We start from the raw sequence: 7,006 nt of genomic DNA, 5'->3' as shown, positions 1-7,006 counted from the left end.
TGTAATCGTCATGGACAGAGCGCTTCGGGTTGACCGCAGGCTTCTGCTTGTCGGCGGGCGGCGCCTCGGCGGTGCCACCCACGCGGCCCAGGGCGGCATGGACATCGGCGATCAGGTTCGGCAGCTCGCCGACGGGTACGGGATTGTTGCTGACGTAAGCGGCGACCACATCGGCAGTCAGCTCAATCAGCGCGTCGCTATTTCGGGAAGGTGTTTCGGCGATATCCATTGTGTTCAGGCCCCAACGAGAGTTGTTTCTAACTGCGCCCTTTTTTCGGCTGGGCATCGCGCGAATTTCATGCAGGAAAGTGCCTCTGCGATTCGCGTCGAATTATCTTAATGATCCTACCAGTCAAGTAAGTCAATTCGCATATTGCGCTATATTCAACGATATATATCAAATATTCCCCGTTCAGCTTCAAACTTTCGTGCATCGCGTAACTTAGCGAGATTTTTCTGGTCTGACCAGCACGGGTGACGCCACGTCGAACCGCCGTTACATCGGCGAAAGCAGCTAAAATCGGCTCGATGCTTCGGCTATGCTTGACCTTCGACAGATCGCAAGGTTTCCCGATCCTAATGAAATCACGGGTTGCAAGACATTACTGGTGCCCGCGACTTGGCCGGAGCGGCGAAAACCGACAGCTCAATAGGGCGCGATGTATTTGCCATAAACCCAGCCGGCGACGAAATGACCGTTGCGCGACGGGTCGTGCCAAATCTCGCACCAACGGTAGCGGATCGTCTGCTGCTGCTTCCAGCGCGGCTGGCCCGCAATGTCGAGCAGGTTTATCCCGCCGGTGCAGCGTCCGGTCAATTGCAGCACGGTGCCGTTCGGGTAGGCGGCCTGCTTCTGCGAACTGCCCGAAGGATATTTGCGCGCATTAAGCGTGTCGCCGAAGGGCAGGTCCGACACTTGCCAAGCGGCAAAGGCGGTTGCATGAGACTGGCCGACAAAGGCCAGAACGGTTGAAGCGACGGCAAGAGCCGCAGCGGTGCGAACATAGAAACTCATTATCTCTCTCCCTCTCCAGCCCAGTATCGGAGCGGCCATCACGCTATAAGCCGGGCCTTGAACCGGCGCTGATCGGCGTGTTCATTTGCCATTCAAGCAATTTCTACAGCGAGACGTAATGACCAGATCCCCTGCCTTTTCGACCGCCAGCCCGCCGCAGACCGAGAAGCGACCTGTCTTCGACACCCACCACGGCTTCACCCGCACCGACGACTATGCCTGGCTGCGGGCCGACAATTGGCAGGCGATGTTCAGGGACCCTTCCCTGCTCGACGGCCGGATCCGCGCCCATCTCGAAGCCGAGAATGCCTACCAGGCGGAGCTGATGGCCGATACGGCTGCGCTTCGGAAGCAGCTCTTCGCCGAGATGAAGGGGCGCATCAAGGAGGACGACTCCACCGTGCCGATGAAGGACGGGCCCTACGCCTATGGTTCGTCCTACAGGCTGGGGGGCGAGCAGCCACGCTATTTCCGCACGCAGCGCGAAGGCGGCGAGGAGAAGATCCTGCTCGACGGTGACGTGGAAGCGGGCGGCAAGCCCTATTTCCGGCTCGGCGGCGTCGACCATTCAGCCGACCACGGGAAGCTTTTGTGGGCATTCGACGACAAGGGATCAGAATTCTTCACGCTGCGCGTGCGCGACCTCGGCAACGGCCAGGAACTGGCGGACCAGATCCCCGACACCGGAGGCGGGGGCGTCTGGAATGCCGGCGATGACGGATTCTTCTACACACGCCTCGACGACAATCACCGTCCCTCCAAGGTGCTGTTCCACGCGCTCGGCGACAACGCCGAAAACGATCGGCTGATCTATGAGGAAACCGATCCGGGCTTCTTCATGGATGTCGGCGGCACGCGCTCCAAAGAATGGATCATGATCGGCATCAACGATCACGAGACCTCGGAATACCGGCTGTTGCGCGCCGACGACCCGCGTGCCGAGCCGAAGCTGGTCGCCGCGCGCGAAACCGGCCTGCAATATGATCTGGAGGAAGGCGGAGACATCTTCTTCATCCTCACCAACGCCGACGGCGCCAAGGATTTCAAGGTCATGACGGCGCCGGCCAATGCTCCGGCACGCGCCAACTGGCGCGAGCTGGTTCCGCACGAGCCCGGACGGCTGATCCTCTCGGTCCTGGGCTTCAACAATTACATGGTCCGCCTGGAGCGCAAGGAAGGCCTGCCGCGCATCGTCGTGCGCGACCGCGAAAGCGGCGAGGAGCACCTCATCTTCTTCGACGAGGAAGCGTTCTCGCTCGGCCTGTCGGGTTCCTACGAATACGACACCGAGACCATGCGCTTCACCTATTCCTCGATGACGACGCCAGCGCAGGTCTTCGACTACAACATGCGCACCCGCGAACGCGTGCTCCTCAAGACCCAGGAAGTGCCTTCGGGTCATGAGCCCGACCACTATGTGACGCGGCGGCTGATGGCGCCCGCGGCCGACGGCGAGCTGGTGCCGATCTCGCTCATCCATCACCGCGACACGCCGCTCGACGGCTCGGCGCCTTGCCTGCTCTACGGCTACGGTTCCTACGGCATCACCGTGCCGGCGTCCTTCAACACCAATTGCCTGTCGCTGGTCGACCGCGGCTTCGTCTACGCCATCGCCCATGTCCGCGGCGGCAAGGACAAGGGCTACGGCTGGTACGACGACGGCAAGCGGGCGCAGAAGATCAATACGTTCACCGACTTCATAGCCTGCGCGCGCCATCTGGTGGCCGAGCGCTACACGGGGCATGACCGCATCGTCGCGCAAGGCGGCTCGGCCGGCGGCATGCTGATGGGGGCGATCGCCAATCTGGCGCCGGAGTGTTTTGGCGGCATCGTCGCCGAGGTGCCGTTCGTCGACGTGCTGACCACCATGCTCGACGCCACCTTGCCGCTGACGCCGCCCGAATGGCCGGAATGGGGCAATCCGATCGCCTCGGCCGAAGACTACCGGACGATCGCGGCCTATTCGCCCTATGACAATGTGGCCGCGCTCGACTATCCGCCGATCCTGGCGCAGGCAGGGCTCACCGATCCGCGCGTCACTTACTGGGAACCGGCCAAATGGGTGGCGCGGCTGCGCGAGCGCAAGCGCGGCGACAATCCGGTGCTGTTCAAGATCAACATGGAGTCCGGCCATGCCGGCGCTTCCGGCCGATTCTCGAGGCTGGAAGAGATCGCCTACACCTACGCCTTCGCGCTGAAGGTGGCGGGCAAGGCCGATTCAGTCTCGGCGGCGGCGAGCGTGTGAGAAGGCCATTGCGTCGCGAGCCACGGCGTGGCTTTGATTGGGCGAAGTCGCGGAGGACCCTGGAATGATCGACCTGGCCACATTGGCGACCTATGTCGCGGTCGTGCTCGGCTTTGTGTTCATTCCCGGCCCCGCCACTCTGCTGACCGTCGCGCGGGCGACGAGTTCGGGAACGAAAGTGGGCATCGCCACCGGCGCCGGGATCGCGGCCGGCGATATATTCCACACCGTCATGGCGATGGTCGGCATCTCGGCGATCATCGCCACATCGGCGATGCTGTTCAGCATCGTCAAATATGTCGGCGCGGCCTATCTCGTTTATCTTGGCATACGTGCGATCATCGAGAAGACATCGACCGATCCAGCCGCCGGTGCGCTTGCGATCCGGGCGGGCAAGGCTTTCCGCCAGGCGGTGCTAACCGAGATGCTCAACCCCAAGACCGCGCTGTTCTTCCTCGCCTTCCTGCCGCAATTCGTGCGGCCGGAAAACGGATCGGTGATGCTTCAGCTGGCGGCATTGGGAATCATCTTCGTCCTGCTAGGCCTGTTCAGCACGGTCGTCTTCGCGGTGAGCGCGGGTGGGCTGGGCGCCTTCCTGCGCCGGAATCCCGCGGTGCTGAAATGGCAAGGCAAGGTCGTCGGCGCGATCTACTGTGCGCTCGGTGTGCGCCTTGCGCTGCAACAGCGCTGAGCGGTGCGCACCTGCTGTTCAGAGCAGCGCAAAACGGCCGTCCAGCGGCCGATTGCGGGACCTGCCGGCATCGCTCCCAAACTGATGCGTCCGGTCATAAATTTTTGATTTGCGCATGACGTTTTCAGAGGCTTCATTTCGCGCTCATGCGCGGCGATTTTGTGCTCGCAATTGCCGCTGTCGCGCGCTACCCAATGCCCGGCTTTTTTCGAGCCGCGCCTGCCAGTCACCGTCTTGCAAGGGTCCGCCATGCTGCTCGTCGACGTCTATCTCGACAAATCGCCCATCCAGGGCATCGGCGTCTTCGCCAAGAACCACATCCCCCAAGGCACGCTGATCTGGAAGCTCGACCCCAGATTCGACCGGGTGATCGAGGTCGACACCTATGAGAACGAGACCGGCCCGGTGAAATCCTATCTCGACCGCTATTCCTATCCCGACCGCCGCGATCCGGCCTACATCGTCTTCGAGGCCGATGACGCCCGCTACATGAACCATGACGACGACCCGAATTGCGACGTCTCCTCGCCGGAGGAGACGTATGCCTTGCGCGATATCGCGCCGGGCGAGGAACTGACCTGCGACTACAATCACTTCTTCGAAAGCGGCTTCGACTTCCTCGGCGACCGCCACCCCGTAAGCTAACGCATGGCAGCCAAAGCGCGCGGCGGTTCTGCGGTAACGACACGCTCAAGAACACAGCCGAAGCGCGTTGTAGGGTGCCTTTCAGACGCGGCGCATTAGACCGGGCGCAATTCTGGCTGGCGTCTCATCGCAAATCTGCCAAGCTGGTTACGAAGGCCTGTCATGGCCTTGCCGGCGAATATGCCGATGCCAATACCGCCCGCGATCGCCAGCAGGTGAAAGATCGGAGCCGGTAACGCAGGTGACGCCGGCGCCATCAATAGCTCCGGGACGAAGCGGTGAAACAGATATATGGGAAAGGCGGAGGCAGCGACCTGCGTCATCACGCGGCCGGCCCGTGCCGGCAAGCGGATACGCGGCACGTAAAGGAGAGCCAGAAGCGCGGCGAAGATCATCAAATACTTGACGGCTGTCCCGATCCAAACTGCCTCCCAGAAGGCTAGATAGCCCAGCACCGGGGCGGCGAACGCCATCAAGATGAGCCTTCTTGCCGGATTGTCGGCAAAACCGGCACACCAACCGAAGACGGCGAGGTGGAACACCCAGTAGATCGCAAAGATCTGGCGGTTGCCGATGTCGACCAATGGCGGGATGGAAAAGCGAGCGGCGACGGCAACCCCCAACAGGCCAAGCGAGAAGGCGAAGGGTCGCAACCGTGCGAGCTTGCGCGCAGCCGGCACAGTGAAGATGAGGGAGAAGATGAGGAGCGTCTGCGCATAGGCCTCGATGAACCAGTAAAGATAAGGGATCATCTCGTGGCGCTCCGGCTCGGCATAACCAAGATTGCCGGTAAGCGTCACCGAGGCCAGGGGAATCGCTCGCCAGGCAAACGCGTAGGCGGAAACAATGAGGAAATAAGGGATCAGGACGCCGATCGCAGGCCTCAACGCCTGTCGGATCCGGCCGGCAAGGAGGTGGGTCGCCTGGAACCGCGCCAGGCCGAAACCGACGAGCAGCATCATCACGCCGGAGCCGCCGGGAATTGGCCACAGCGTCTCGTGATGGATCACCACCAGCAGGATCGCATCGGCAATCCGCTGGTCTCCTTGCACTTGAAAGTCGGCATCGCCCCATGGCGGTTGGCAAACTCGGCGACCCTCAGGTGTTCCCAACCATGCGGCAGGTCCATGCCAAGGCGTTCAAGTTCCATAGCCAACTGCAGGTAGCGAAGGGAATCCCCGCCGAGCGAGACGAAACTGTCGTTGCGGCCAACGGCGAGTGGATAGAATACCCGGCTGTAGGCCCCGAGCAGACCGCCCGTCCCGCAGCGGATCTCCGTCCGCCTTTTCAGCCTGTCCTGTTCAAGGCATGCATAGTCGGTCTTGCCCGAAGTAAGCCTGGGGAAGTTGTCCACCGCGGTAACGGAAACCAGGTTGGCCGGAAGACGGCTGGTCTCGGCGAGGATGCACTGCGCCCTTGCGATCGTACCCGCATCGGTCACGTAGGCGTGCAGCCCTCCATCGTCACCCAGCACCGCGGCCGCGATGCCGGCCCGCTTCAGTGCCTGCTCCATGCTATCGAAGCCGATCCTGAGGCCTGCAATCTTGGCGAAGCGGCTCTTGCGTCCGACAATACGGAAGTAACCCTGCTCGTCGCGCACGGCCACGTCGCCGGTATTCAGGGCCTCGAGTTCGGCCCCGCGCGCCAGGTCGCAGCGCTGCTCGGCATACCCCATCATCACGTTTGGGCCGCGATAGATGAGGTCTCCGGGGGTGCCAGATTGCCTGATCGGGTTTCCCTGGGCATCGATGAGGCTAAGGCTGCCGCCGGGAATGGCCATGCCGATACGCTCCTCCCTATCGGAAAGGCATTCCGGCGGGACGAAGGCGATGCGGGCCGTCGCCTCCGTCTGGCCATACATGACGAAGAAGCCGCCCTCCCTGGCGCGCATGTGGTCCCGGTAGAGGCGGATGAGGTCGGGGGCGAGCTGTCCGCCTGCCACCGTCATCATGCGCAGCGTCTTCACCTCGGCGGAACGGAACTGCGCCCTTTCCAGTAGTTCGTAGGAATACGGGACGCCGGAAAGATTTGTACAGCCGCCGTCAGCGATTACCCTCGGGAAATCGCCATGCATGACTGAGATGCCAGGAAAGAGGATGCTGCCGCCGCCAATCAGATGGGAATTAAGCACTGACAGTCCGTAGGAATAATGGAGCGGCAGGACCAGCGCAGCCCGGTCGGCGCACGAGAGTTCGAGATAGGTTGCGATCGAGCGCGCATTGGCATCGAGATTGGCATGGGAAAGCCGCACCGCCTTGGCCGCACCCGAACTGCCGGAGGTCATAAGCAGCAGCGCGAGATCAGGGTGGACCGGCTGAGCCTCCCTTTCGGACCGAACCTCCTTGATGAGGCGCCAGCGGCCATCGGCCAGCCGGAACGTGAAGTCCGGCTGGAAGACCGCTAGAAAATC

General features: G+C 62.2%; 7 protein-coding genes. 3 read left to right on the top strand and 4 right to left on the bottom strand.

The window, feature by feature from the left end:
• Both EOA33_RS18740 and EOA33_RS18735 read right to left on the bottom strand, forming a co-directional pair.
• A partial coding sequence (locus EOA33_RS18740) for a MucR family transcriptional regulator (RefSeq protein ID WP_190234300.1) occupies positions 1–229 on the bottom strand: 229 nt, incomplete at its 3' end.
• Between the two features lie 417 nt (positions 230–646).
• Positions 647–1,015 carry an SH3 domain-containing protein gene (locus EOA33_RS18735; protein ID WP_126055782.1) on the bottom strand — a complete coding sequence of 123 codons (369 nt, stop codon included), beginning with the start codon at positions 1,013–1,015 and terminating at the stop codon, positions 647–649.
• Between the two features lie 118 nt (positions 1,016–1,133).
• Between EOA33_RS18735 and EOA33_RS18730 the strand changes: the two genes are divergently transcribed.
• The 3 genes from EOA33_RS18730 (at position 1,134) to EOA33_RS18720 (ending at position 4,596) form a co-directional block, all read left to right on the top strand.
• A complete protein-coding gene (locus tag EOA33_RS18730; RefSeq protein WP_126055783.1) occupies positions 1,134–3,260 on the top strand; it encodes a S9 family peptidase in 2,127 nt (708 codons plus the stop codon).
• A gap of 64 nt (positions 3,261–3,324) precedes the next feature.
• Positions 3,325–3,951: a LysE family translocator gene (locus EOA33_RS18725; protein WP_126055784.1), complete on the top strand. Its 627-nt coding sequence runs from the start codon at positions 3,325–3,327 to the stop codon at positions 3,949–3,951.
• 249 nt (positions 3,952–4,200) lie between these two features.
• On the top strand, positions 4,201–4,596 hold the full coding sequence (locus EOA33_RS18720) for an SET domain-containing protein-lysine N-methyltransferase (RefSeq protein WP_126055786.1): 396 nt from the start codon (positions 4,201–4,203) through the stop codon (positions 4,594–4,596).
• 95 nt (positions 4,597–4,691) lie between these two features.
• Here EOA33_RS18720 and EOA33_RS40590 read toward each other — a convergent pair whose 3' ends face one another.
• Together EOA33_RS40590 and EOA33_RS40585 are read right to left on the bottom strand one after the other, a co-directional pair.
• On the bottom strand, positions 4,692–5,648 hold the full coding sequence (locus EOA33_RS40590) for a hypothetical protein (protein WP_245482369.1): 957 nt from the start codon (positions 5,646–5,648) through the stop codon (positions 4,692–4,694).
• Positions 5,603–6,880: a non-ribosomal peptide synthetase gene (locus tag EOA33_RS40585; protein ID WP_245482368.1), complete on the bottom strand. Its 1,278-nt coding sequence runs from the start codon at positions 6,878–6,880 to the stop codon at positions 5,603–5,605. Before EOA33_RS40585 ends, EOA33_RS40590 begins: the two co-directional genes overlap by 46 nt.
• Positions 6,881–7,006: the final 126 nt, after the last annotated feature.

The organism is Mesorhizobium sp. M4A.F.Ca.ET.050.02.1.1, from assembly GCF_003997725.1.
In the GTDB taxonomy this organism is placed as follows: Bacteria; Pseudomonadota; Alphaproteobacteria; order Rhizobiales; family Rhizobiaceae; genus Mesorhizobium.
The sequence above is the reverse complement of the archived record's forward strand: the minus strand, read 5'-3'. Positions and strand labels throughout refer to the sequence as shown.